The sequence below is a fragment of the Streptomyces sp. NPDC043861 genome, from assembly GCF_056435905.1.
On record NZ_JBWKDP010000011.1, the window covers coordinates 269,641 to 295,607 of the forward strand.

The 25,967-nt window shown below is 68.4% G+C and carries 16 protein-coding genes; 14 read left to right on the top strand and 2 right to left on the bottom strand.

The window, feature by feature from the left end:
- Positions 1 to 5: 5 nt before the first annotated feature.
- A complete protein-coding gene (locus AC068D_RS25085; RefSeq protein ID WP_478825288.1) occupies positions 6 to 1,430 on the bottom strand; it encodes a cytosine permease in 1,425 nt (474 codons plus the stop codon).
- Between the two features lie 172 nt (positions 1,431 to 1,602).
- On the opposite strand from AC068D_RS25085, the gene ureA reads away from it, so the two are divergent.
- The 5 genes from ureA (at position 1,603) to AC068D_RS25110 (ending at position 7,329) form a co-directional block, all read left to right on the top strand.
- Complete coding sequence (gene ureA, locus AC068D_RS25090) at positions 1,603 to 2,358, top strand: urease subunit gamma (protein WP_478825289.1); 756 nt, start codon at positions 1,603 to 1,605, stop codon at positions 2,356 to 2,358.
- Positions 2,359 to 2,363: 5 nt separating this feature from the next.
- Positions 2,364 to 4,046 (top strand): urease subunit alpha, encoded by a 1,683-nt coding sequence (locus AC068D_RS25095; protein WP_478825324.1) that lies wholly within the window; start codon positions 2,364 to 2,366, stop codon positions 4,044 to 4,046.
- Between the two features lie 33 nt (positions 4,047 to 4,079).
- Complete coding sequence (locus AC068D_RS25100) at positions 4,080 to 5,099, top strand: agmatine deiminase family protein (protein ID WP_478825290.1); 1,020 nt, start codon at positions 4,080 to 4,082, stop codon at positions 5,097 to 5,099.
- A gap of 212 nt (positions 5,100 to 5,311) precedes the next feature.
- Positions 5,312 to 5,920 carry a TetR/AcrR family transcriptional regulator gene (locus tag AC068D_RS25105; RefSeq protein ID WP_478825291.1) on the top strand — a complete coding sequence of 203 codons (609 nt, stop codon included), beginning with the start codon at positions 5,312 to 5,314 and terminating at the stop codon, positions 5,918 to 5,920.
- A gap of 74 nt (positions 5,921 to 5,994) precedes the next feature.
- Positions 5,995 to 7,329 carry an MFS transporter gene (locus AC068D_RS25110; RefSeq protein WP_478825292.1) on the top strand — a complete coding sequence of 445 codons (1,335 nt, stop codon included), beginning with the start codon at positions 5,995 to 5,997 and terminating at the stop codon, positions 7,327 to 7,329.
- A gap of 247 nt (positions 7,330 to 7,576) precedes the next feature.
- Here AC068D_RS25110 and AC068D_RS25115 read toward each other — a convergent pair whose 3' ends face one another.
- The gene (locus AC068D_RS25115) at positions 7,577 to 8,383 is read right to left on the bottom strand and encodes a hypothetical protein (RefSeq protein ID WP_478825293.1); all 807 of its coding nucleotides are present in this window, start codon (positions 8,381 to 8,383) and stop codon (positions 7,577 to 7,579) included.
- A 428-nt stretch (positions 8,384 to 8,811) separates the two neighbouring features.
- Here AC068D_RS25115 and cimA point away from each other — a divergent pair, with 428 nt between their 5' ends.
- From cimA to AC068D_RS25160, 9 genes are all read left to right on the top strand, one after another.
- Positions 8,812 to 10,431, top strand: a complete 1,620-nt coding sequence (gene cimA, locus AC068D_RS25120) for a citramalate synthase (RefSeq protein ID WP_478825294.1) — start codon at positions 8,812 to 8,814, stop codon at positions 10,429 to 10,431.
- A 652-nt stretch (positions 10,432 to 11,083) separates the two neighbouring features.
- Positions 11,084 to 12,427 carry a hypothetical protein gene (locus tag AC068D_RS25125; RefSeq protein ID WP_478825295.1) on the top strand — a complete coding sequence of 448 codons (1,344 nt, stop codon included), beginning with the start codon at positions 11,084 to 11,086 and terminating at the stop codon, positions 12,425 to 12,427.
- Positions 12,427 to 12,696: a DUF1876 domain-containing protein gene (locus AC068D_RS25130; protein WP_478825296.1), complete on the top strand. Its 270-nt coding sequence runs from the start codon at positions 12,427 to 12,429 to the stop codon at positions 12,694 to 12,696. The genes AC068D_RS25125 and AC068D_RS25130 overlap by 1 nt, the downstream gene beginning before the upstream one ends.
- A gap of 172 nt (positions 12,697 to 12,868) precedes the next feature.
- Complete coding sequence (locus AC068D_RS25135) at positions 12,869 to 13,372, top strand: DinB family protein (RefSeq protein ID WP_478825297.1); 504 nt, start codon at positions 12,869 to 12,871, stop codon at positions 13,370 to 13,372.
- Between the two features lie 161 nt (positions 13,373 to 13,533).
- Entirely contained in the window at positions 13,534 to 13,806 is a 273-nt protein-coding gene (locus AC068D_RS25140; RefSeq protein ID WP_478825298.1) for a hypothetical protein, read from the top strand.
- A complete protein-coding gene (locus AC068D_RS25145; protein WP_478825299.1) occupies positions 13,803 to 13,982 on the top strand; it encodes an LppU/SCO3897 family protein in 180 nt (59 codons plus the stop codon). Before AC068D_RS25140 ends, AC068D_RS25145 begins: the two co-directional genes overlap by 4 nt.
- Before the next feature lie 552 nt (positions 13,983 to 14,534).
- Entirely contained in the window at positions 14,535 to 18,233 is a 3,699-nt protein-coding gene (locus AC068D_RS25150; protein WP_478825300.1) for a laminin G domain-containing protein, read from the top strand.
- Positions 18,234 to 18,387: 154 nt separating this feature from the next.
- Positions 18,388 to 25,491, top strand: a complete 7,104-nt coding sequence (locus tag AC068D_RS25155; RefSeq protein WP_478825301.1) for a polymorphic toxin-type HINT domain-containing protein — start codon at positions 18,388 to 18,390, stop codon at positions 25,489 to 25,491.
- Positions 25,491 to 25,892 carry a hypothetical protein gene (locus tag AC068D_RS25160; protein ID WP_478825302.1) on the top strand — a complete coding sequence of 134 codons (402 nt, stop codon included), beginning with the start codon at positions 25,491 to 25,493 and terminating at the stop codon, positions 25,890 to 25,892. The genes AC068D_RS25155 and AC068D_RS25160 overlap by 1 nt, the downstream gene beginning before the upstream one ends.
- The last annotated feature ends 75 nt before the right edge of the window (positions 25,893 to 25,967 follow it).

Genomic DNA, 25,967 nt, shown 5'->3' on the forward strand with positions numbered 1-25,967 from the left:
CGTCATCACTCCACGGCGGTGATGATCTTACCGGCCGGTTCGGTTCCGGCTTCTGCCGCCGGCCCCAGCAGCAGCGCGTAGACCACGCCACCCGCCGTCCCGGACAGGACGAAGCTGCAGTCCACACCGCCGGTCAGGGCGAGCAGCGGGCCCTCGAGGAAGGGGGTGGAGACGGAGAGCAGGCCCACCGCGGCGCCGACCGCCCAGGCGACGGTCGCGCGCGGCTCCCAGCCGGCCCGGAACCAGTAGACGCCGCCCCGGGCGCGACGGTTGTGGACCTGGAGCGCGTCGGCGTCGTACGCGCCACGGCATCGGGCGTGTCCGATGAGAGTGATCACGGCCCAAGGGGTGCCGATGGCCGTGAGCAGAAGCACGAACGAGGTCATCGCCGACTGCGCGTCCCAGGCGAAGTGCCCCAGGAAGACGAACGCGGTGGCCACGACTGCGACGACCACGGTGGCCGCAGTACGGCTCGCCCTCGGGACGATCGCATCGAGGTCGAGACCCATGGAGTAGAGCATCAGCCCTGCGTTGCCGACGGAGCCCGCCCCCGCGGCGAGCAGCAGCGGGATCAGATACCAGGCGGGCGAGGCGGCGACCAGCGGGCCCGCGTAGTCGAGTGAGGCGCGGGCCGCGAGTGCGGTGAAGGTGCCGAACAGCTGGGGGACCAGCAGCCCGGCGAACAGGCCCAGGCAGGTCGCCCCGAGCACCGCCCGCGGGGCGTGCCGCCGGGGGGAGATGTAGCGGGTGTAGTCGCCGAGCAGGGTGATGAAGGCGATCGGGCCGCTGAGCCCGGCGGCCACGGCGGAGAGTGCCCAGGTCGGCCAGAACGAGCCGAGCAGATACGGGGTGCCGGGCGGTGGCGCGCTGGTGAGATCGGGTGCGTAGGCCACGAGGCCCGCCGCGAGCAGAACGGTCATGCCGATGGCCAGGACCTTGCTCAGCCGCAGCAGCAGCCGGTAGCCGAAGACCGCGCCGATCACGGTGAGCACGGCCAGCAGGGCGTAGACCAGTGCATGGGTCGTGCCGCCGGCCGGCAGGCCGGCGATCCGGGCCAGGGTGCCGACCATCACATCGCCGCCTGTCCACAGGGTCAGCGCTGTGTAGCCGAGGGACAGCAGGAGGCCCACGATCGAACCGATGAGCCGTCCGCGCACGCCGAAGAACGCTCCGCTGGACGTCGAGAGATTGGTCGCGGTGCGCAGTGAGACGAGCGCGAGCGGTGCCGTCACGATCACGCCGGCGACGGTGCCGACGACGACCGAGGTGACCGATGCCCGGAGACCGAGGCCGAAGGAGACCGGCAGCCAGCCGAAGACGATCACGCCGAGGCAGAGGTTGGAGCCGAGCAGGATCGCCATGAGGTCGCGCGGACCACTGGTCCGTTCCTCTTCGGGGATGGTGTCGACTCCGCGCTGTTCGATCGGCATCGGGCTCTCCCTGCTACTCCGGCGACAATTTGAGTGCTGCTCTATGTGAACCCGGCTTGGTTGGCTCGTCAATGCTTTCGGTTAAGGAAAGTTGTGGTTAGAGTGTCGTTCAAATTCCGGAATCGGACTTGATGATTCCAGTGCGGGTGCATCTACACGGAGGTGTGGTGACGTGCGACTGACCCCGACCGAGCGCGACCGGCTGCTGCTGTTCGGCGCTGCCGAACTGGCCCGGGCGCGGCACGCCCGAGGGCTCAAGCTCAATGTCCCCGAGGCGACCGCGTTGATCGCCGACACCGTCTGCGAGGCGGCCCGGGACGGGCTGAGGCTGGCCGATGCCATCGCGGCGGCCCGAGCCGTCCTCGGCCCCGACGACGTCCTCCCCGGCGTCGCCGATGTCGTCACGGAGGTACACGTCGAGGCCGTCTTCGACGACGGGTCCCGGCTCGCCGTCGTCTCCGACCCCATCGAGGGCGGCAGCCTCGGCGACAGGGCGCCGGGCGCCGTTCTGCCGGTGCCGGCCGACCCCGAGGCGGAGCCCGTGGTCCTGCTGACCGTACGCAACACCGCGCTCGTCCCCGTCAGCGTCACCTCCCACTTCCACTTCTTCGAGGCCAACCCGCGCCTCGACTTCGACCGGCCCGCGGCCTACGGCATGCGGCTCAGCGTCCCCGCCGGCTCGTCCGTCCGTTTCGACCCCGGGGGCGAGGCGGAGGTCGGCCTCGTGCCGATCGGCGGCGACCGCGTCGCCATCGGCTTCGCGGGCCTGGTCGACGGACCGCTGGACGCCCCGGGCGCGAAGGCGGAGGCCCTGCGCCGGGCGGCCGCCTGCGGCTATCTCGGCGCCCGGAGCGGCCAGGGCGAACACGGAGCCCGGAGCCGACCCGCCGCGCCGGGCGCCCGGACATCCACGGAGGAGGACCGGTGACCGGCATCGACCCCCGCGAGTACGCCAGCGTCCATGGCCCGCGCGCCGGAGACCGCGTCGTCCTCGGTGACAGCGGCCTCGTCGTCCGTGTCGAGGCCGACTCCCAGAAGCCCGGCGACGAGTTCCTCGCGGGCTTCGGCAAGACGGCCCGTGACGGACTCCACCTCAAGGCCGCCGCCGTCCGGGAGACCTGCGACGTCGTGATCAGCAACGTCCTCGTCATCGACGCCGTCCAGGGCATCCGCAAGGTGTCCATCGGCATTCGCGAGGGCCGGATCGCCGGCATCGGGCGAGCGGGGAACCCCGACACGCTCGACGGCGTCGACGTCGTCGTGGGCACGGGCACGTCCATCGTCTCCGGCGAGGGCCTCATCGCCACCGCCGGTGCCGTCGACACGCATGTGCATCTGCTCTCGCCACGGATCATGGAGGCTTCCCTCGCATCCGGCGTGACCACGATCATCGGCCAGGAGTTCGGTCCCGTCTGGGGCGTCGGCGTCAACTCGCCGTGGGCCCTCAGGCACGCCTTCGGCGCCTTCGACGCCTGGCCCGTCAACATCGGCTTCCTCGCCCGCGGTTCCTCCTCGGGAGACGCGCCGCTGAGGGAGGCGCTCGCCGAGGGCGGTGCCTCCGGCTTCAAGGTCCACGAGGACATGGGCGCGCACACCCGGGCGCTCGACACCGCCCTGCGGGTCGCCGAGGAGTACGACGTCCAGGTGGCCCTGCACAGCGACGGCCTCAACGAGTGCCTCTCCGTCGAGGACACCCTGAGCGTGCTCGACGGCCGGACGATCCACGCCTTCCACATCGAGGGCTGCGGCGGCGGACACGTACCGAACGTCCTGAGGATGGCGGGCGTGCCGAACGTGATCGGCTCCTCCACCAACCCGACCCTGCCCTTCGGCCGGGACGCGGTCGCCGAGCACTACGGCATGATCGTCTCCGTCCACGACCTGAAGACCGACCTGCCCGGCGACGCCGCCATGGCCCGCGACCGCATCCGTGCGGGCACGATGGGCGCCGAGGACGTCCTGCACGACCTCGGTGCGATCGGCATCACCTCGTCCGACGCCCAGGGCATGGGCCGGGCGGGTGAGACCGTGCGGCGCACCTTCGCCCTGGCCGGGAAGATGAAGGCCGAGCTGGGCCCCCTGGAGGGCGACGGAGCACACGACGACAACGCGCGGGTCCTGCGCTATGTGGCCAAGCTGACGATCAACCCGGCGATCGCCCATGGCCTCGCGCACGAGATCGGCTCCATCGAGCCCGGAAAGCTCGCCGACATCGTGCTGTGGAAGCCGCAGTTCTTCGGCGCGAAGCCGCAGCTCGTCCTGAAGTCGGGATTCCCCGCCTACGGAGTGACCGGCGACCCGAACGCCGCCACCGACACCTGCGAACCCCTCGTCCTGGGGCCGCAGATCGGCGCCCACGGCGCGACCCCCGCGGACATCTCCGTGGCGTTCGTGTCGCAGGCCGCGGCTGCACTCGGCGACGACAGGATGCCCACACGACGCCGTCGGGTCGGCGTGCGAGGCACCCGCAGCATCGGACCCGGGGACCTCCTCCTCAACTCCCGTGTGGGCGACGTGTGCGTGGACGAGCGCACCGGACTCGTCACCCTCGACGGCGATCCGATCCGTTCGGACCCGGTCGAGTGCATGTCGTTGAACCGCCTCTACTTCCTCTGACGCCTCATCCGATTCCGGACACAAGGACCTGACATGACATTCCGCATGCCACCCGAGTGGGCCCCCCACGAGCGCACCTGGATGGCCTGGCCCGGCCCCAATCCGACATTCACCAATGACGAGGAGCTTGCAGAGGCCCGTGCCGTCTGGGCCCAGGTCGCCCGTGCCGTACGCCGCTTCGAGCCGGTCACGGTCGTCGTCGGCCCCGGCCAGACCGATGGTGCCCGCGAACGTCTCGGCCCGGACATCGACATCGCGGAGCACGAGCTGGACGACGCCTGGATGCGCGACATCGGCCCCACCTTCGTCACCGACGGGCAGGGCGGCCTCGCAGCCGTGGACTGGGTCTTCAACGGCTGGGGCGCCCAGGACTGGGCCCGCTGGGAGCACGACTCCAAGATCGCCTGCCATGTCGCCGACCTCGTGGACGTCCCGGTCCACTCCTCAGACCTGGTCAACGAGGGAGGCGCGATCCACGTCGACGGTGAGGGAACGGTCCTGATGACCGACACCGTCCAGCTCGGCGCGGGACGCAACCCCGGCTGGACCCGCGAGCAGGTGGAAGCGGAGGTCCACGCCAGGCTGGGCACCGAGAAGGCGATCTGGCTGCCGCACGGCCTCAGCGGCGACTACGGAACCTACGGTACGCAGGGCCACGTCGACATCGTCGCCGCCTTCGCCGGGCCGGGCGTCGTCCTCGTCCACAGCCAGCAGAACCCGGCCCACCCGGACCACGAGCGATCCCGTACGTACATCGACATCCTGCGCGGCGCGACCGACGCCCGCGGCCGGGCACTGGAGGTCATCGAGGTGCCTGCCCCGACCGTCCTGAAGGACGAGGAGGGCGAGTGGGTCGACTACTCGTACATCAACCACTACCTCTGCAACGGCGGTGTGGTCCTGTGCGCGTTCGACGACCCGAACGACGAGGTGGCGGCAGCGGTCTTCCGCCGTCTCTTCCCGGACCGCACGGTGACTGCCGTGGACGCTCGGGCGATCTTCGCGGGCGGTGGCGGCATCCACTGCATCACCCAGCAGCAGCCGAGGGTCTGAACTCCCGTTCGGAGGTGGCCGCGGGGCCCTCGGTACCGACCGTGACGCGGCGGTTCGTCGTCAGCCGGCGCTCACGCACGGCAGGCCGACCCCCGGCGAGGTCCGGGCGCTTCGCGCCCGCTCGGCCGACGAAGGCTGGACGATCAGCGACGCCGGCCGAGCGGGATCAGGTAGAACGTACGAGTGAGACCACCGTTCCCGGAGACCGCCGAATGACCCCCGCGGCCCGCCGTCGCAATGTCGCCCCGCCCCGCGAAGAGGTGCTGGCCGCGGCGATGGCGACCATCGCCGAGCGCGGGCTCGACGGGCTGACCATGGCCGGGCTCGGCCGTGAGGTCGGGATGAGCAGCGGGCACCTGCTCTACTACTTCCGCACCAAGGACGAGCTGCTGCTGCAGACCCTGGAGTGGAGCGAGGGCCGCCTCGGCGCCGAGCGCAGCGCGCTGCTCTCCAAGCCGGCCCCTCCGCGGGAACGGCTGGAGGAGTACGTCGACCTGTATGTGCCCGACGGTCCGCGTGACCCGCACTGGATGCTGTGGCTCGAGGTCTGGAACCGCTCGCAGAACGCCGACGACGACGCCCGCGCCCGCCAGGCAGCCATCGAGCGGGCCTGGCACCGTGACCTGGTCGCGCTGCTCGCCGAAGGCATCTCGTGCGGCGATTTCCGCGCCGTCGACCCCGACCGCTTCGCCGCCCGGCTGCGTGCCCTGCTCGATGGCTTCAGCGTCCATGTGGCCGTCGGGATACCAGGCACCAGCCGTGCTCAAATCATCACCCATGTACGGGAGTTCATTGCGGACGCCCTCGTTCCGGGAACGTAACGAACGCAAGTACTCCTGATCGTTGCCGCCTACATCCTTGCTCGGCCCGGTCCCCTGCGGCACGGTTCCGCAGCATGGGACGAGAGCACTGGAAAAAGATCTGGGTCGGCTCCGCCGGCAACATGGTCGAGTGGTTCGACTGGTTCGTGTACGCGAGCTTCGCGACCTACTTCGCGGGGTCGTTCTTCCCCGAGGGGAACGACACCGCGAAGCTCATGAACACCGCGGGCATCTTCGCGGTCGGCTTCTTCATGCGCCCCGTCGGCGGCTGGCTCCTCGGCCGGGTCGGTGACCGCAAGGGCCGCAAGGCCGCACTCACCCTCACCGTCAGTCTGATGTCCGCCTCCGCCGTGCTGATCGCGATCGCGCCGACGTACGCGGTCGCCGGATACGGGGGAGCGGCCGTCCTGCTGATCGCGCGTCTGCTCCAGGGGCTGTCGGTCGGCGGCGAGTACGCGGCCAGTGCCACCTACCTCACCGAGGCCTCCGCGCCGCAGCACCGAGGTTTCGCATCCAGCTTCCAGTACGTGTCGATGACCGCGGGTCAGATCCTCGGCCTCGGGCTGCAGATCGTGCTCCAGCGCACGATGTCCGACGAGGCCCTGCACAGCTGGGGCTGGCGCATCCCGTTCATCATCGGCGCCCTCGGCGCGGCCGTCGTCTTCTATCTGCGCCGCAACATGCTGGAGACCGAGGTCTACGAGGAGTCGGCCGACGACACCCCGGCGGGCGACAAGGGCACCCTCCGGGCCCTGTGGGCGCACAAGCGCGAGGCGTTCCTGGTCGTCGCGCTGACCATGGGCGGGACGGTCGCCTACTACACGTACACCACCTATCTGACGAAGTACCTGTCCAACTCGGCCGGGCTGCCCAAGCAGACGGCGACCCTCGTGTCCTTCTGCGCGCTGATCGTCTTCGCCTGCCTCCAGCCGCTCGCGGGCAGGCTGTCCGACCGCATCGGCCGTCGACCCCTGCTGATCACGTTCGCACTGGGCTCCACCTTCCTGACCGTGCCGATCATGACGATGCTGGGGCGCGCCGGCTCCTTCTGGCCCGCGCTCGGACTCTCCCTGCTCGCCCTGCTCGTGATCACCGGCTACACCTCGATCAATGCCTGTGTGAAGGCCGAGCTCTTCCCGACGGGCATCCGTGCTCTGGGCGTGGCGCTCCCGTACGCCATCGCCAACGCGCTCTTCGGCGGCACAGCGGAGTACGTGGCGCTCTGGTTCAAGGACGCCGGCATGGAGTCCGGCTTCTACTGGTACGTCGCCGGGTGCGCCGCCGTCTCGCTGGTGGTGTACCTGACGATGCGCGAGACGCGGGACATCGACCTGGGGCGGGTCGGTGGCCCCGCGCCGAAGGCGGCCCCGGCCCCTGAGCCCGCATCCGCGCCCACCGCTTCCCACTGACACCCGGCCCTGCCCCGGCGCCGGTCCTCGAGCCCTCCCTGTGCCAGGACCGGCGCCGCGCGTGGGCCGGGCGGCCGGCCAGGGGGGCGGTGCAGGCTGTGGCATTCGCCGGCAGGGCAGGGCAGGGCAGGGCAGGGTCGCCGTCCCCGGGCCGCCGAGCCGGTCGGCCCGTCGGTCAGGTCGGAGGGACCCGGAGGGCCCCTGGGGGAGAGGGACGCCGGGGGCGCACCGCGGTGGGCGGCCGCGTTCACCGGCTCCCGAGTGCCTCGCCCGAGGGCTTCGCCAGACGCTGCCGCATCATCTCCAGCCCGAGTGCCGCGTGTCTGCGGATCCTCTCCTCCCGCTGCGGCTGCCCGTTGACCTTGGTCGTGAGCACGGTCGCGCCGATCCGCCCGGAATGGACGATGAAGACCTCGTGCGTCCGAGTGCCGTCGGCCAGTGCGACCAGGGTGCTCTGTCCGGCCATCAGGTCGTCGAAGCCGCTCAGCTCGGGTGGGGCCGCCTCCCGGACGCCCTCCCAGCGTGCCTCGCCGATGTTCCGTGCCGGGCAGTCGTGGAGCGTCTCCGTCATGTCCGTCAGATAGCTCCTGGCGGTCGTCGGGTCGCTGAAGACCCGCACCTCGGCGCTGGCCGCGATGCCGGCCGCGCGATCGAGCGAGGTGCGGGACAGGGAGGCCAGGGTGCCGGTGCGCCGTTCCCGGACGAGCAGCTCGCAGTCGGCCTCCTGCAGGGCGGCTTCATGCATGCTCATGTCCTCGTACGGCTCACCCGGGACGAAGCCCGGCCCCCAGTCCGCGTGCCGCAGGGCGACCCGTGCGGCGTGGCCCCGGGCTGCTGCCGCCGCGGCCACCGAGTCCGCGGACGACGGCCGCACCCCGGACGAGGGGGCCACGTCCCCTTCCCCGGAAGCGGTCCGGTCGTGGGCGCCCCGCAGGAGGACGACCAGGGTGACGGCCAGCGTGAGCAGGACGGCGCATCCCGCGATCAGCACGCCCGTGCGCTGGGGCGGCGGGGTGCCGGAGCCGGGGTCGGCCGGTCCGGGGGGAGGGGGCACGGGACCCGGTGGCGGACCGGTGGGCGGCGGCGGTGAGGGCGGGGGCACCTCGTTCCCCTACCACCCGGAGATGCTGCCCCGAGCCCGCCGATCGGGTGCACCCGGCGCAGGACCGTCCGGTCCCCGACACCGCGCCCGCATGGTGAGACCGGTGTCCATGTATGCGGGGACCTGTGGCAGACTTCCACCGTGCTCGCATTCGCCATGATTATCGGCAGCAGCGCGCCGGTCCGCAGTGACCGCTGACCAGGGCAGCACCCCCGTGGCAGTGGCACCGTGCCCCAGACCCGCGCGCAGACCTCTCGCACCCGCGAGAGGTTTTTTCGTTTTACGGCCACACCCCGGCCGGACGGAGAACGCGCGCGAAGATGGGGGCAAGTGGAGCCAGAAGTTCCGGAGCCACTCTTCCGACAGGAGTCACCACCGCCATGACCACGACAGGCAGCAGCCTCGACGCCAGTTCCGACGACGGCTTCCACGTCTTCGACACCACGCTGCGCGACGGCGCCCAGCGTGAGGGCATCAACCTGACCGTCGCGGACAAGCTGACCATCGCCCGGCACCTGGACGACTTCGGCGTGGGCTTCATCGAGGGCGGCTGGCCCGGAGCCAACCCCCGCGACACCGAGTTCTTCGCCCGTGCCCGCCAGGAGATCGAGTTCAAGCACGCCAAGCTCGTCGCCTTCGGCGCCACCCGCCGCGCGGGCGGCTCTGCCGCCGAGGACCCGCAGGTCAAGGCCCTCCTCGACTCAGGGGCGCCGGTCATCACCCTGGTGGCCAAGTCCCACGACCGCCATGTGGAACTCGCCCTGCGCACCACCCTGGACGAGAACGTCGCGATGGTCCGGGACACCGTCTCGTACCTGTGTGAGCAGGGCCGCCGGGTCTTCGTCGACTGCGAGCACTTCTTCGACGGATACAAGGCCAATCCGGAGTACGCGAAGGCCGTGGTCCGGGCGGCCGCGGAGGCGGGCGCGGACGTCGTCATCCTCTGCGACACCAACGGCGGCATGCTGCCCGCGCAGGTCCAGGCCGTCGTCTCCACCGTCATCGCCGACACCGGTGCCCGCCTCGGCATCCACGCCCAGGACGACACCGGCTGCGCCGTGGCCAACACCCTCGCCGCCGTCGACGCGGGCGCCACCCACGTCCAGTGCACCGCCAACGGCTACGGCGAGCGCGTCGGCAACGCCAATCTCTTCCCGGTCGTCGCGGCGCTCGAGCTGAAGTACGGCAAGCGCGTGCTTCCCGAAGGCGCGCTCCAGGAGATGACCCGGATCTCGCACGCCATCGCCGAGGTCGTCAATCTGACGCCCTCCACGCACCAGCCCTATGTGGGTGTTTCCGCCTTCGCCCACAAGGCGGGCCTGCACGCCTCCGCCATCAAGGTCGACCCGGACCTGTACCAGCACATCGCCCCCGAGCAGGTCGGCAACACCATGCGGATGCTCGTGTCCGACATGGCGGGCCGGGCCTCCATCGAGCTCAAGGGCAAGGAGCTCGGCATCGACCTGGGCGGTGACCGCGAGCTCGTCGGCCGCGTCGTCGAGCGGGTCAAGGACCGTGAGCTCAAGGGCTACACGTACGAGGCCGCCGACGCCTCCTTCGAGCTGCTGCTGCGGGAGGAGGCCGAGGGCAGACCCCGGATGTACTTCCGCACCGAGTCCTGGCGCGCGATCGTCGAGGACCGCCCCGACGGGACCCACGCCAACGAGGCCACGGTGAAACTGTGGGCCAAGGGCGAGCGGATCGTCGCCACCGCCGAGGGCAACGGCCCGGTCAACGCCCTGGACCGGGCGATGCGGGTCGGCCTCGAGCGCATCTACCCCCAGCTCGCCAAGCTGGAGCTCGTCGACTACAAGGTCCGTATCCTCGAGGGCCGCCATGGCACCGACTCCACGACCCGTGTGCTCATCACGACGAGCGACGGCAGGGGCGAGTGGTCGACGGTCGGTGTCGCGGACAACGTGATCGCCGCGTCGTGGCAGGCGCTGGAGGACGCGTACACCTACGGACTGGTACGGGCGGGAGTCGAACCGGCGGAGTAGCCCGGCAGGCTGTGCGGGTGCAGTGGTGATTCCGGTACGGCCGGGTTCTCCGGTGAACGGACAGGTACCGGTCGCGGCGGAGAGCCCGACCGGTACCGGCCTCGCTCAGCAGGCGTCGTCGGCGAGCTCCTCGAAGTCGCCGCGGGACACGGCCCGGCCGTTCGCCCAGACCTCGCCGGGCCGAAGGCCTTCGAGGTCGGTGGCGCGGAAGGTGACTTCGCCGACGTACGCATAGCTGTCGTCGGGATCGCCGAAGATCAGCTCGTAGGTGTGGCCGGGCTGGAGCCGCTGGGGACCGATGCGCTCGACGGACCACTCCGAGGGAGGGGAGAAGAGCGGGAAATCGGCTGCCGCGTTCCTGCCCCGGGTGTCCCAGCCGTGCTCGTCCTCGTCGAACCGCTTCTGCCTCCCGGTCGACCCGGTCGACCCGGCCGTGCTCGGCCTGGTCGCGGTCCCCGCGGGTGTGCTCTGCCCCCGAGCACCGCGCTCGATCGCGGGGTGCTCGGCCCCGGTCCGCCCGGGCGAGGGCGTCCCCGCCGGGGACCCGGTGGCGGGCTCACCCCTTGTGCGGTCGAGCGGGTGCGGAAAGTGAGCGAACCCCTCGCTTTTGGTGACTATGTCCTTATTTGTTCCTCTCGGGTAGCGTCAACATATGAGGATCAGGCCGTTCACCTTGTTGTCGGCCCTCGCCGGGCTGGCGCTCTTCCTGCTGCTGGCCGTCGCCTCAGGCGCGAACGCCAAGGCCACGGACATCTCCGACGCGGCCGCGGCTCTGAAGCAAGGCCCCGTCTACGTCGATCCGGGCGCCCGCTCCCAGCTCTCCGAGGCGGACGAGAACGCCCTGGAGAAGAAGATCGAGGACGCGGACAAGCCCGTCTTCGTCGCCGTACTGCCCGAAAGCCCGGCTTTCCCCGAGGACAGCGTCCTGCGCGATCTGCGCACCACGACGGGGATCACGGGACTGTACGGAGTCCGTCTCGGCGACGGCTTCAACGCGGGCGCGGACAGCGCCGTGATGCCGTCCAATGCCGTGGAGAACGTGGTGGCCGGTGTGAAGGCCCCAGGCGTCGACGCCGCCACCCAGCTCAACAACTTCGTCGACCAGTCGCTCCCGACCGTGAAGGGCACCGCCCCGGCGTCCTGGAGCACCGTCTCCGGCACCGGCGGCGCCTCCATCGGCACACTGATCGGCGTGGGCACGATCCTCGTTGCGGGCGGTGCGGGTGCGTACGCTTACGTCCGCCGCAACCGCCGCCGGCGCGCCGACGAGGAGCGGGCCGCGCTCGAGAAGCTCCGCGTCGTCGTGGACGAGGACATCACCGCGTACGGCGAGGAACTCGACCGGCTCGACTTCCATCCGGCCGAAACCGGCGCCGACGACGCGATGCGGGCGGACTACGAACGGGCCCTCGACTCCTACGACAAGGCCAAGTCCGACATGGCCGCGGCCGCACGCCCGCACGACGTCCGGCCCGTCACCGAGGCCCTGGAGGAGGGCCGCTTCTCGCTCGCGGTCCTCGACGCCCGCCGCAAGGGCGCCCCGCTCCCCGAGCGCCGCGCACCCTGCTTCTTCGACCCGCGCCACGGCCCCTCCACGACCGATATGACCTGGTCCCCCGCCGCCGGCATGGCCCGCGAGGTCCCGGTCTGCTCCGCCGACGCGGCCCGTCTGGCCGACGGGCAGGACCCGATGGCCCGCCAGGTCGCCACCGAGTCCGGCCCCCGCCCCTACTGGGAGGCGGGTCCCGCCTACGGCCCCTGGGCCGGTGGCTACTTCGGCGGCGGCATCCTGCCGGGTCTGCTGGTGGGCACCCTCCTGGGCAGCGCTCTGTCCACCCCGGCGTACGCGGCCGAGTACGGGGGCGGCGACTTCTCCGGTGCCGACTACAACCCCTCCGACTTCGGCGGGGACAACGGCGGCGGCTTCGACGGCGGTGGCTTCGGTGGCGGCGACTGGGGCGGCGGCGGTGGCTTCGACGCGGGCGGAGGCTTCTGATGCGTACCAAGAAATGGAACATCGAGATCGTCATCACCGAGAACGACCGCACGACCACGGCCGAGGCCCGACTGCGCGGCCAGAACGCCGAACTCTTCGTCGGCGAGGGCACGGCCCACCGCAACCGCGCCGACCAGGACATCCCCCACATCGGCGACGAGATCGCCGTCGCGCGGGCGCTGAGCGGGGTGAGCCACGAGCTGCTGCACGAGGTGGCGGCGGAGATAGAGACACGGACGGGGGAGCGGGTGGGGAAGCTGAGGGAATGAAAACGCTGGCCACGCGCCGGCCCAGGACCGAGGGGCCGGGAACGATTCGCCGCGGTGGAACGACCGTCGGGAGTCGGGGGTGTGTGCCGTTGCGGGTGCGGTGCGCAGCTGGACGACCGCCTGCTGAATAACCGTTCGACACGGGGTTGACGGTCCACGATCATGTGCCCCGATGACACGAACTGACATGCCGTCCACCTGGGACGAGCGAGCCTCCCTGACCACCTTCCTCGACTACGTCCGGGACACCGCACGCAAGAAGTGCGACGACGCCTCGCCGGACGACGCCCGCAAGGCCCCGCTGCCCGGATCCCCGCTGATGACCCTGTGCGGGCTCATCAACCACCTGCGCTGGGTCGAGTACTTCTGGTTCGAGGTGGTGTTCCTCGGCGAGGAGGACCACGGGCCCTGGACCGAGGAGGACCCGGACCGCGAGATGCGGATCGCGGTGGACATCCCTCTGGCGGACCTTCTGTCCGAATACGAGGAGCAGAGCGCCCGCCATCGCCAACTGGTCGCCACACACGACCTGGAGGCGAAGGCGCAGCGGGCGACCCGCGACGGGCAGCACGTCACCCTGCGCTGGATCCTGCTGCACCTGATCGAGGAGACCGCTCGGCACAACGGTCATCTCGACATCCTGCGGGAACTGGCCGACGGGCGGACCGGCGTCTGAGCGTTCCCGTGTGCCAGGGACATACCTTGAGGTGAAGGGGCGACGTGCCGAAGGGAGTTGCGGGTCGGCCCCGTCGTCCCTTCGGCCGGTCGTCTCTTCGGCCCCGTCGTGTCTCGCACCTGCGGGATCGCTCTTCACCGTGAGATGACCACCAGAACGCTGTGGCGGGGCTGGTGGGCATCGCCTCCTTCGTAATCGCTCCGGTCACCCTGCTGGCCAACCTGGTCGCTCGCGTCCGCTTCGGCCGAATGGCACCTTCCGCCAACGGCCTGCGACCTTCGATCGATCCCGGCAAGCGGGTCGTACGATGCGCCGGAGCGCTCGGCGTCCTCGCGCCGTTCCTCATCGTCGGCGCCCTTGTGATCCGTGCGGAGCTGGACGACAGCGCGAACTCCGGGCCGTCGGTGACTGTGCGGGCAACAGCGGCACGGTGAGTGCTCCCGACTTCGCTGTCGTCGAATGCGGTTCGCCCGAGGCGGAGTCCGAGGTCGCGGAGCGGCACGACGGCGCTGACGCGCGCTGCGACCGCGAGCGCTTTGCCGAGTACGCCGAGTCCAACGGCGGAGTCCGGTTCACCCTGTGCCTCGCTCCGCTGTCCGAGAGGTACTGAACGGGCGTTCGGCGTAGGGGTGGGTGACGGGGCGGCGAGGCCGAGGACGGTTCCGGGGTGCCGTCGCACCGTTCCCAAACGGTTGTCGTTCTGTCAGCCGGCCAGGGATCTGGCAGACGCACGGCCGTCGGCTCGCAGCCCGGGGCATTCGGGCAATTCCCGCGCCATGTCGGGGTGAACGCGCATCAACGTGGCGCCGGAGACGGCCTGTTCGGGTCCTCGTCGGCGTCGGCCTGAACCATCGGCGTGGTGAACTCCGTGCCCGGATGCGCCGGCGCCGACCGGGCATCCCCATACCCGAGCGCGCGCCGAGTGCCACGAACAGGACGCGTCCGCTCATTCGTTGTCGACGCCTACCCGATCGCACCCGAAGGCTTAGAACATCCTTTCGGGTGTTTGTGGCCGTTTCGCGGGGGGCCATCTTCCTGCAACCTCGTCGAGCAGGGGCGGTAAGCCCTTGCACAGGTTGTGAACGACTGTTTACATTTCGTGCGTCGATCTGCACGATCGTCGACCATTTGGGGACGGGCTGGGGGGCCCGGAGGGGGATAAGTGAAGACTTTTGCATGCCTGCGTGGTCTCAGACCAGCCGCGCTGGCGATGTTGTCGGGCGTACTGACCACCGGGTTGCTGGCCGATCCGGCGTACGCCGTGACCCGGGGCGTTCCGAATGCGGCGCTGTCGCCGCTCGAGCGGGCCGAACGGACCGGAGAGCCCGTCGAAGTCGTCGCCGAGCGTTCCGAGTACACGCGGACCATGGCGAACCCGGACGGCACCTACACGCTGACGCAGTCGACGAGCCCACAGCGGGCCCGCGCCGAGGACGGCTCGTGGCGCGGTATCGATGCCACGCTGGAGCGACACCAGGACGGCACGGTGGGACCGAAGTCCACCGTGGTGGACCTGTCCTTCTCCGGCGGAGGCACCGGCGACGACCTGATCCGCCTTGCGTCGCCGAAGGGCGCCATCGAACTGGGCTGGCCGGGCAAGCTGCCCGAGCCCGAGCTCAACGGACCGACCGCCACGTACCCCGAGGTGTACAAGGGCGTCGACCTCCAGCTGACCGCCACCGCGGAAGGCTTCCGCGAGGTACTCGTCGTCAAGTCCGCCGAGGCCGCGGCCAATCCGGCACTGAACAAGATCAGCCTGTCGGCGACCGGCAAGGGCCTGGACATCGTCCCCGGTGCCGGCGGCGGTCTGCGCGCGCTGGACGGCGACGGCAACACGGTCTTCTCGGGCCCGGCAGGCATGATGTGGGACTCGGCCGGTGACCCGGACTCCGGCCCGCAGCCGCAACTCATGCGGCGCGCCACCTCCGACGAGGCCGAAGCGCCCGCGGAGGGCGCCGACGACCCGGCACGGCCCGACGCCGGCGACGCCACCGCCGTCCTGCCCGTCGAGATCGCCGACGGCGCGGTCAGCGTGGTCCCCGACCAGAAGCTGCTGCGCGGCGAGAAGACCGTTTTCCCGGTCTACATCGACCCGCCGATCGGCACCGGGGCCTCGGAGAAGTCCGTGATCTCCTCCGACGGCGACCGCTGGTGGAACTTCGACGGCGATTACGGGGTGGGCCGCTGCTATCGCGTCGGCCCCTGGTACTGCGACGCCGACCACACCAACCGCATGCTGTTCGAGTTCGCTCCCACCAAGATCGCGGGCATGCACGTGCTGGACGCGACGTTCCGCGCGTACGAGACCTGGTCGTTCTCCTGCTCCCCGCACGAGGTCGAGCTGGTACGGACCAACAACATGTCCGAGGCCACCCGCTGGCCGGGCCCCGCCGAGCTGGACCACATGGGCGACCGGGACGTCTCCGCGGGCCGTGGGGAGAACTGCTCCCCGGAGCAGCCGGACAAGTGGATCGAGTTCCATGACAACCCGGCCGAGACGAGCGAGAACCTCACCGCCACCGTGAAGAACTTCGCGGACGGTGACTTCTCCCGCCTGACCCTGATGCTGAAGGCGCAGGACGAGAGCGACCCGGACGCCTGGAAGCGGTTCGAGGACAACGCAGAACTCCAGGTCATCTACGTTCCCAAGCCCTACCTGCCGAACAACGTCGGAGTCATCCCGGGCTACACCAATCAGCAGTACTGCAGCAAGGATGCCGATACCCCCACGATCGTCACTCGGATCGACCCCACGATCCAGGCCATGGTTCAGACCCAGCAGCAGCCCCAGGGCAATGAGTTCCGTGGCTCGCTGCGCGCACTGTTCAACACCGAGTACCGCAAGAGCGACGGTACCTGGGCCGACGCGTTCACGTTGAACGAGCCGAAGACGGGATCCGATCCGGATGACACCCTGGAGAAGTACCAGATCAAAAAGGTGGCCGATGGTGCGACCTACCGGTTCAATGCCCTGACCGAGTCGTACTGGACCTGGGACGGCGAGAGCGGGAAGCTGTCCTCGGGCCGCTCTGCCTGGTGCTACTTCAAGGTCGACACCAGCGCGCCGAAGGCGCCGGTCATCAGCGCAAACGTCGTGAACGGCAAGAGCTACACGGCCTGCACGACCGACCTCTGCGAGGCGCATGGTGGACCGGGCGTGCCGGGCAGCTTCACCTTCAGGCCGAACCCGGTGGACAAGGACATCAAGGGGTACCGCTGGAGGCTGCTGACCACTGCACGATCCGGAGCGAAGACGGTCACCGGAACCACGGTGACCGTCCCGGACGTCAAACCGGCGCTGGCGGGCGTTCAGGTGCTGACCGTCGAAGCCGTCGATGTCCGTGAGCGCTACGGCACACCGGCCGAGTTCGTCTTCAAGGTCAAGCCGGGTGCCAGGGAGACCAGCCGTTGGTCGTTCGCGGAGAAGAGCGGCGCCACGGCGAAGGACACCGGTGTCGAAGGCTCCAACCGGCACGAGGCGACGCTCTTCGGGCCCCAGCCCGGCACCGTCTCATGGTCGGCCATGGGCCGCCGAGGTGACGGCGACACGTCGCTCTCGCTGAACAGCGCGGTCACCGATCCCGCAAAGCAGGTGGGGTACGCCGCTACGAGCAAGGCCGCGGTCAACACCAAGGATTCGTTCACGGTCTCGGCCTGGGTGTACCTGACGGACACCACGGCCAACCGGACGGTGCTGTCCGCCTCTGGTGAAATGAGTTCGGCGTTCATCCTGCTCTACTCACCGACCAAGAAGACATGGGTGTTCAAGCGAGCCTCGAAGGACGAGGACGACGCAGTGGACCTCGTCAAGGTCGCGAGCAGACCCGCGACAGCACGGGTCTGGACACACATCGCAGGTGTCTTCGACACCAAGGACGACACGGACCCGAAGAACGACACTCTTCAGCTCTTCGTGAACGGCCGTCCACAGGGCGATGCGGTCGTGGCCCACGAGCAGTCGTCCGCCTACACGGCCTGGACTTCCTCCGGCGGCCTGCAGTTCGGGCGTACCAAGACGCAGGACGGCTCCTTCTCCCAGTACTTCCACGGCAACATCGATGAAGTCGCGGTCTGGCAGCGTGCTCTCCTGCCGGATGAACTGCGCAGCGAAGCAGAGGCGCTCAGCCCGCGCGACGACAGCCCGGCGGTGCCGTTGGTGGCCCACTGGGACGCCATCGGCCGCACCAGCACCCAGCTGAACAACACCTCCGCGTATCCGGTCGGCCCTCTCAAACTGTCGGCTTCCGGAGCGTCGCTGTCGGGTGGCGATGAGGGCCTCGTCCTGAATGGCAAGACCGGCTACGCCTCGGCCGCCGGCCCCGTCATCGATGAGACGGCTTCGTTCACCGTGTCCGCGACCGTGACCCTGGACGAAGAGCAGCTTCGGGCCAAGCCGCTGGGCCACCGCGTCCATGTCTTCGGGCAGGCAGTTCCGGACGGGGAGGAGTCGTCCTGGGCCCTCTGGGCTGAGAAGGGCCCCACCGGCTACCGGTGGAAGTTCGGCCGCACGGCAACCGACGCCGCCGGCAAGGTCATCAGCAGGGGAGTCACGACATCGGAGGAGATCGCGGTGATGAGTACGCCGGTAGAGGTCACCGGCGTCTACAACGCCGCCGAGTCTGCGGATGACGAGACGGTCCACGGCACCACGCAACTCTTTGTGGGCCCCCGGTCGACGAGCCGGGACTCGGGATACGTGTTCAGCGATCTCATGCAGGGAAGCGGTGGACTGACCGCCGGACGTGGCCCTGCTGCGGGAACGACAGGACATCACCTCCCCGGCAGCGTCCAGAGCCTGCGCGTGTGGGCAGGCGCGATGACCTCCACCCAGGTGAGCGAAAAGATCGTGCCGGCTTCCTGACGGCACTTCCGCCTCCGGTCGACACGGGGCCGGGAAAGCACACCGGCTCCCGTGTCGCCCCCTCGACCAGCAGCACCCCGGTGCGCACGGGCACGAGCTGTGCCCCCTCTTCAATCCCTGCCGCCATCTGCGCGGCCAAACGGAAACGGACAGCATGAGAGGGTTCACCCCGCCTGCCGTCAGGCGTGGCGGAAACGGAACAAGGGCAAAGCGCTCGGTCGCGCGTCATGTGGCGGCGATTGTCGGCTTCAGCCTGATCCCGGGCCTGCTGACCCCTGTGGCGTTCGCCGCACCCAAGCCCGAGCCACTGGGCCGCCCCGACCTGCCCGCCCCCACGTCACAGAAGTTGACCCGATTCAAGGGCGAGCCCGATCCCAGCACTGCCGCGCAGGTCCGGAAGGTGGCCGCGAATAGCCGTGCCGACTTGGCACGGGCCAAGAAGGATCGGGCAAAGGACGTCGCCTGGCCGACCGCAGGCAGCGCGAAGCTGGTGGTCCCGGAGGACGGCAAGGCCCAGGCGGCTCCAGGTACTCTTCCCGTCTCGATGTCAGCGCCGCAGGGTACCAAGGCGGCTAAGTCCGCCAAGCCGGCCGACAGCGTCACAGTCAACGTGCTGGACCAGAAGCAGGCCGCCGCGCTGGGCGTGAAGGGCGTCGTTCTCACGGTGACGGGCCCGGCTTCCGGAGGCAGGGCCGAACTCGGCATTGACTACAGCAAGTTCGGCTCTGCTTATGGCGGCGACTACGCCGGTCGTCTGCAAGTGGTTCGCCTGCCCGACTGCGCGCTGAAGGACCCCGCCAGCTCCAAGTGCCGCAAGCGGACACCTCTTCCCTTCACCAACAAGCGCAAGCAGAACAGACTCGACGGCGAACTGTCCTTCACCGCGCCTGCTGCCAAGAGCCGCCTCAAGAGGAGCACCGCGGCGTCGGCCGGAGGCCGGATGATGGTCCTCGCGGTGGCCCCCGGAACGAAGTCGGGCTCCGGCGACTACAAGGCCACCCCGCTGGCCTCCTCCTCCAACTGGGAGGCAGGCGGCTCTTCCGGAGCGTTCACCTGGTCGTACCCGCTGCGTGTTCCTCCATCGGCCGCCGGGCCGAAGCCCGACCTGACGATCTCCTACGACTCGGGCAGCGTGGACGGCCGCACGGCCAACACCAACAACCAGAGCAGCCTGGTGGGCGAAGGTTTCGACCTCACGTCCTCCTTCATCGAGCGGAAGTACGGCTCGTGCGACGACGACGGTCATGACGACAAGTTCGATCTGTGCTGGAAGTACGAGAACGCCTCACTCGTGCTCAACGGCAAGGCCACAGAGCTGGTCAAGGACGACATCAGCGGCAAGTGGCGGCTGAAGAACGACGACGCCTCCACCGTCACACGCTCCGCCGGCGCCGACAACGGGGACGACGACGGCGAGTACTGGACCGTCATCACCGGTGACGGCACCAAGTACGTCTTCGGACTGAACAAGCTCAACGGCGCCTCCGCGACCGACCGCACCCAGTCGGTCTGGACCGTCCCGGTCTTCGGCGACGACGCCGGCGAGCCCGGCTATGCGGACGGCACCAGCTTCGCCACCCGTGACAAGAAGCAGGCCTGGCGTTGGAACCTCGACTACGTCGAGGACACCCACGGCAACGCCATGACCTACTGGTACACCGCCGAGCAGAACAACTACGACAAGCTCGGTGACGACAACACCGGCAGCCCCTACACGCGCGGCGGACATCTCAACGAGATCCGCTACGGCCAGAGGGCCGGCGCGTTGTTCAGCAGCAAGCCGGCTGCTTCGAACAAGGTCGTGTTCACCTACAAGGAACGCTGCATCCAGTCCGGCACCGGCTGCAGCAGCCTCAAGCCGGACACCCGGGACAACTGGCCCGACGTCCCCCTCGACGCCATCTGCCAGAACGACGCCAAGTGCACCGGAAACGTCGGCCCGACGTTCTTCACCCGCAAGCGGATGACAACGGTGACGACCTACGCATGGGACGCCGCCGCGAGCAAGCCGGACTTCACCGAAGTGGACGCGTGGGCCCTGACCCACGACTACCCGGAGCCGGGCGACACGGGGGATTCCTCCGACCAGGCGCTATGGCTGAGCGAGTTGCGGCACACGGGTATGCGCGGCAAGCCGATCACCCTCGACCCCGTCGTCTTCGACCACGAGTTCTTTCCCAACCGCGTGGACGGCAAAGAAGAGGGCGATGAGGACGGCAAAGAGGACGACATCCTGCCTCTGAACAAGCCCCGCCTGCGCACGATCAGGTCGGAGACAGGTGCCGCAACGATCGTCAACTACATGCCGGCCGACTGTCTCGCCCGGCAGGCCAAGCCCAAGGTCGACGAGAACACCCGGCGCTGCTATCCCGTCTACTGGTCGCCGAACGGTGAGAAGGAGCCCAAGCTCGACTGGTTCCACAAGTACCCCGTCGAGCAAGTCTCGACCACCGACCCCCAGGGCGGCGGTCTCACCGTTCGCCACACCTACACCTACTCCGGTGGCGGCGCCTGGCACTACAACGAAGACCCGCTGGTCAAGGAGAAGGAACGCACCTGGTCGGTCTGGCGCGGCTTTCAGAAGGTCACCCACCTCACCGGCCCTGCGGGCCCGACCCAGTCCAAGACGGTCACCGTCTACATGCGCGGCATGAACGGCGACCGCGTCCTCGGCGCCGACGGCAAACTTCCGGACAAGGACAAGCGCAAGTCCGTCTCCGTCAGCGGTATCAAGGCGCCGGCCGTCACCGATGCCGACCAGTACGCCGGCTTCACCCGCGAGACCGTGACCTACAACGGTGCACAGGAAGTCACGGGTGCCGTCAACGACCCCTGGTCCAAGCGCACGGCCACCCAGCACAAGTCGTACGCCGACACCGAGTCCTACTACGTCCGCACCGGCGCCAGCCACACCCGCACCAACATCACCACCAGCGGCACCCCACGCGACCGCGTCCGCTCGACCGTCACCACCTACGACGACTACGGCATGGCCGAAACGGTCGAGGACAAGGGCGACAACGCCGTGAGCGGCGACGAGAAGTGCACCCGCACCTGGTACGCCCGCAACGACGCCGCAGGCATCAGCATCAACAGCCTGGTCTCTCGTACCCGCGTCACCGCAAAGCCCTGCTCCGTCTCCGGCAGCGACCTCGACCTGCCGGCCGACTCGACCAAGCCCGGCGACGTCATCTCCGACACCGCGGTCGGCTACGACGCGACCACCTGGTCCTCCACCCAGAAGCCGACCAAGGGCGAGCCTCAGTGGACCGGCCGTGCCAAGGGGTACACCGCGTCGAACAACCCGGTGTGGCAGAAAGTCACGACGACCACGTATGACGTGCTCGGTCGGATACTGACCGTGAAGGACACCAACGACGCGACGTCCGCGACGACGAGGTACACACCGACAGCCGCGGGCCCGACGACCGGCAGCACCGTCGCCAATGCCAAGGGCCACACGACCACTAGCCTGTTCGACTTCGCCACCGGCGCCGCCGTCAAGATCACCGACCCCAACGGAAAGACGACCGAGAGCGAGTACGACGCGCTGGGGCGCGTGACCAGCACGTGGCTGCCCAACCGGTCCCGACCGGATGGAATGACCCCCAACTACGTCTACGGCTACAGCGTCACCGCCTCCGCACTGCCCTGGGTGTCGACCGGCACGATCAAGGGTGACGGCCGTGGCTACAACACCTCGTACGAGATCTTCGACAGTCTGCTGCGTCCTCGCCAGAGCCAGGCACCGTCACCAGCAGGCGGCAGGGTCGTAGGCCTGACCTGGTACGACGAGCGGGGACATGCGACCTCGACACACTCCGACATCTGGGACCAGAAGGCTGAACCGTCGGGTGAACTGGTTCAGGTCGACGGTGGCCAGGCGCCCATGCAGGTCGACACCGCCTACGACGGAGCCGGCCGGGCCTTCGAGGCGGTGACGAAGGTCGGGGGTGTTCCCCGCTGGACGATCAATACCACCTATACAGGCGACACCGTCACCACCACTGCGCCCGCAGGCGGCCAGGCCACCGCAGTGGTGACCAATGCGCTCGGCCAGACGACACAGCGCCGCGAGTACGCCGGTCCTCAACCGAAGGGGGAAAGCACAGCCACGAACCACACCTACTTCCCCTCCGGCCATCAAGACACGGTCACCGGGCCCGACGGCGCCAAGTGGGCCTACTCGTACGACCTCTTCGGGCGTGAGACCACCTCCACGGATCCGGACAAGGGCCAGTCGACCACGACCTACAACACCCTCGACCAGATCGTCACGACCACCGACTCCCGAGGGATGTCCCTCACCGCCGAGTACGACGCCCTCGGCCGCAGGACCGGTTTGTGGAACACGAGCGAAGCCGTCAAATCGGATGCCAACAAGCTCGCGGCCTGGACCTTCGACTCGTTGGCCAACGGACAGCAGGACACGGCGGTCAGATACGTCAACGGCGTCGGGCAGTCGACGAGCAAGGCCTACACCCAGAAAGTCACAAGCTACGACGCCCTGTACCGACCGACCGGAGCGTCCCTGGTCCTTCCGGACAACGACGCCCTCGTCGCTGCGGGAGTGCCGAAGACCTTGTCGACCTCCGTGAGATACAACTGGAGCGGAGTGCCGGAGGACAGCGCTCGCCCCGCCGTAGCCGGGCTCCCCGCGGAGAACATCGTCAACACCTACGGTGCTCAGGGACAGTTGCTCTCGTCACGCGGTGCCAGCGGCTACGTGCAAGAGGCGCAGTACTCGGAAGTCGGCGACCTTCGGCAACTCCACCTCGGAATGAGTCGCGTCGCGAACAAGGCCTATCTCACGTATTCATACGAGAGAGGCACCCGACGCCTGGTCAATTCCCTTGCCTCGGACAACGTGCACAGCGGATACCTGCAAAACCTGACGTTCGCACAGGACGACGCCGGTAACGTCACGTCGATCTTCGATTCGTCGAAGCAGGACGAGTCACCGAAAACCGACTACCAGTGCTTCACCTACGACGGCCATCGCCGCCTGACGGAGGCGTGGACACCCAAGACGGCGAACTGCGATGCGGCAGGGCGCACGAAGGCCAATATCGACGGAGCGGCGCCGTACTGGACGAGTTACACCTACACCGCCTCGGGACAGCGCGACACCGAGACCGAGCACACTCCCTCCGGTGACAAAACGACCGAACACACCTACGGCACTGCGCTGAAGCAGCCCCATCCGCTGGTCAAGACCACAGGGGCCAAGGCCGCCACCTACGCATACGACAAGGCAGGCAACACCGAGAGCCGCCCGGGCACCCAGGCCCAGCAGACCCTGACCTGGAACGCCGAAGGCGAGCTGGCCGGGACGAAGGAACCGGCGGCAGGCGGCAAGCCCGCCCTCGACACCAGCTATCTGTACGACGCATCGGGCGAACTCCTCATCCGGAGACCCACGAAGGGGGACGGGGACACGGTCCTCTACCTCGGCGACACCGAGGTCCGTCTGACCACCAAGGGAACGGCGAAGACGCTGTCGGGCACGCGGTACTACACCGCAGCCGGCCAGACGATTGCCGTCCGTACCGCAACCCTCGGTACGAGCGGCAGCAAACTCAGCTTCCTGGCGGCCGACCACCACGGCACGAGCAGCGTGGCGATCGACGCCGAGACGATGGCCCCGACGAAGCGCTACACCACCCCCTTCGGTGCGCCCCGCGGCTCGATCCCGACCTCATGGCCGGACGACAAGGGATTCCTCGGCAAGCCGGCCGACGAGACGACCGGACTGACCCACATCGGTGCCCGCGAATACGACCCGGGAATCGGCCAGTTCATCAGCGTCGACCCCGTTCTGGTCCTCGGCCAGCACCAGTCCCTGAACGGGTACGCCTACGCCAACAACACCCCCGTCACGGCCAGCGACCCCACGGGCCTGTGCATCGACCCCGGCAATGGGCATTGCACACCCGATGACGGCGGCAGGCTCGGTGACCAGCCGCCGAAGTCTCCGTACCCGCCGAGTGGCCCGGCCACGGGCGGCACTGGCGGTACCGCAAGTGGCGGTGGCGGCTCTGGTGGCGGTGGCGGTGGCGGTGGCGGTGGCGGCACTGGCGGTGGCGCAAGTGGCGGTGGCGGCGGCTCCGGTGGTGGTGGCGGTGGCTGGTGGTCGGACTTCGGGAGCACCTTCGCGGACGAGGTGGTGAACTTCGGCAATGGTCTCGTTGATGGGTTCACCAGCCATTACAGCAATTTGTGGAGCTGTGTCACAGCAAACGGCAAGTGCACCGAGGTTCTCAGAGGTGCCGTGATGGCTAACCCCTCGATCATGATCATTTCCAGTATTCGGGGAACGGTCGATCGAGTCGGTGAGATCCACTCGGATTTCGACAGCGGGCAGTCGGCAAAGGGCACAGCAAAGATTGCCTTCGATTTGGCTGCTGCTTTGGTTACGCGCAGGGCAGAGAAGGTACTATCCGTCACAAAGAATGTTCCCTGTCACAGCTTTTTGCCCGGCACTGGCGTTCTCCTTGCCGATGGAACCAGGAAAGCCATCGAGGACGTCGTGATCGGCGATGTCGTCCTGACGACTGACGCGGATACCGGTGAGACGGTAGAAAAGACGGTCGTAGATACGATTACGACTGAGGACGACAAGGACTTCACTGAGATCACCGTCTCTACTGAGGGGGGCCTGTCAAGCATTGTCGCCACTGATACTCACCCCTTCTGGGTCCCGGAACTCAAGGAATGGGTCGAGGCCGGAGACCTGAATGTCGGCCAGTTGCTGCGTACGAGCGCGGGCACGCATGTCCAGATCACGGCAGTCAGCCACTCCACGAAGCGTCAGCGCACGCATGACCTGACCATCGACGACATCCACGCGTACTATGTGCTGGCGGGGGCCACGCCGGTACTTGTGCATAACTGCAATAACGCAGCGACTCATGAAGTCGATAACCTCGTCGATAACCTCGATGACGATGTCTACTTCCATTACACCAGCGCAGATGGACACGCGGGTATCCTGTCTGGTGACGGCAGTCTTAGAATCGGTGCGAACTCCGCAGGGAAGGTGCATGTGACGCAGGAGATCGGGAGCTCTGTAGAAATTGAGCGAAACGTAATGATCAACAATCCGTCACACGCCGGGAAAGCGGATTTCCTTTTCGCCTTCCGTATGCCTCAAGGTGTTGAGCTTGGTCCTGGGTCTCAGCCAAATGAGCTGATCGCGAGGGGTTCCTTGAAAATCCCGGCCGGGAACGTCCTCTTTCATGGAAGGAATCCATTCTGATGGCAGAGCTCATCGAGTTCGACTCATTTGCCCAGGTGGAGGTCTTGCTTCGCGCTGGCATGGAGTTCAAATTCGAGCACCCTGAGGGCTCGGACATACTCAACGGGAGTCCGATTTACGCGTCGGCGTTGAATCGCCTTCGTGAAGGTTTGATCTTGGGGTTGCGTTCGAGTTCAACGCCGGGCCGAGCGCAAAAGCAGGCTGACTGGTATCAGCTTTCTCGCCACCCGCATCGCTGGGGGGTCGTCGCGCAAAGGGCTGTGTTGCATCCGCGTTGGCGGGATCTAGATGCGGTCGAGATGCATCAATGGATTGAAACGCTCGCAGCGCCACTTTCGGTGGACGATAGCGCACTAGAAGCCGTCAAGGCAGCAGCCGAAGAAGTGCTTGATCGTGGCTGAAGCGAAGTCTTTTCGGTAATCCAATCGAGGCCCCGCCGGATTTGTTTCCGGTGGGGCCTCTGGAGTGTCTGACGG

Bases quoted from the DNA above. Each gene is read 5' to 3' on its own strand.
- AC068D_RS25160 (WP_478825302.1), top strand. From the start codon at position 25,491: ATGGCAGAGCTCATCGAGTTCGACTCATTTGCCCAGGTGGAGGTCTTG.
- AC068D_RS25130 (WP_478825296.1), top strand. From the start codon at position 12,427: ATGCGTACCAAGAAATGGAACATCGAGATCGTCATCACCGAGAACGAC.
- AC068D_RS25100 (WP_478825290.1), top strand. From the start codon at position 4,080: ATGACATTCCGCATGCCACCCGAGTGGGCCCCCCACGAGCGCACCTGG.
- AC068D_RS25105 (WP_478825291.1), top strand. From the start codon at position 5,312: ATGACCCCCGCGGCCCGCCGTCGCAATGTCGCCCCGCCCCGCGAAGAG.
- cimA (WP_478825294.1), top strand. From the start codon at position 8,812: ATGACCACGACAGGCAGCAGCCTCGACGCCAGTTCCGACGACGGCTTC.
- AC068D_RS25085 (WP_478825288.1), bottom strand. From the start codon at position 1,430: ATGCCGATCGAACAGCGCGGAGTCGACACCATCCCCGAAGAGGAACGG.
- AC068D_RS25125 (WP_478825295.1), top strand. From the start codon at position 11,084: ATGAGGATCAGGCCGTTCACCTTGTTGTCGGCCCTCGCCGGGCTGGCG.
- AC068D_RS25110 (WP_478825292.1), top strand. From the start codon at position 5,995: ATGGGACGAGAGCACTGGAAAAAGATCTGGGTCGGCTCCGCCGGCAAC.
- AC068D_RS25155 (WP_478825301.1), top strand. From the start codon at position 18,388: ATGAGAGGGTTCACCCCGCCTGCCGTCAGGCGTGGCGGAAACGGAACA.
- AC068D_RS25135 (WP_478825297.1), top strand. From the start codon at position 12,869: ATGACACGAACTGACATGCCGTCCACCTGGGACGAGCGAGCCTCCCTG.